Below are 677 nucleotides of genomic sequence, written 5' to 3'. Positions count from 1 at the left end.
GGAGCAATAGTAGCGTGGACAGATTTATATCCGACAGGAGTCCAAACGAGGCTGAGTTTACCGACCTACCCATTTAATAGACAAAGCTTCTGGCTTAATACAGGGAGCTCTCAGCATGCAGAGGAGGCTCACTCTCCAAGCGCACAGATACAACAGTTTGTAGAGTGTTGGGAGAAAGAGGATGTGTCACAGTCAATGCCAATAGGGTTTAGCACAGTAGTCTATGTGCTAGCACAGGACACAGAGCAAGCTTGGTTAGAGGCAGACAGTGAGGATGTTACGCATGTGGTTTTTTGTCGGGTTGATGAATTAGAGAGTCAAGCGGACTACGAGCGGTTATTCGCGCAGTTACAAAGCGAAGGAAAATCAGTGGATGCGGTGGTGTATGTGAGTACAGGGGAGGATGACTATGGTCATATTCATACTCTGTTGCAAGGTTTACATAGCCTCACGAAGAGACCGAGCCAATTGTTGCTAGTGGGTATAGCGCAAACAGCGCTAAGTGGCTGTGCACAAGAATCGTGGATAGGCTATGCGCGCTCGTTGAGCATGAGTTTAGCGAGAGTCAGTTGTCGGGTGTTGTTGTTATCGGAGCCAGAGGCGGTGATAACAGAAGAGTTAGGCCATAGAGGCAGTAGTGTCGTGCGTTATCGAGCGGGAGAGCGCTCTGTACCGAG

1 protein-coding gene is annotated in these 677 nt (G+C 49.2%); it reads left to right on the top strand.

Annotated elements, in window-relative coordinates; translation table 11 throughout:
• Positions 1–677 (top strand): hypothetical protein (locus OCI93_RS20950; protein WP_261627264.1); only part of this gene is annotated, 677 nt, incomplete at both ends.

This window comes from Pseudoalteromonas holothuriae (genome assembly GCF_945859825.1).
Classification (GTDB): domain Bacteria; phylum Pseudomonadota; class Gammaproteobacteria; order Enterobacterales; family Alteromonadaceae; genus Pseudoalteromonas; species Pseudoalteromonas holothuriae.
Note: the sequence above shows the minus strand (reverse complement) of the source record. Positions and strands in the feature narration are given on the sequence as shown.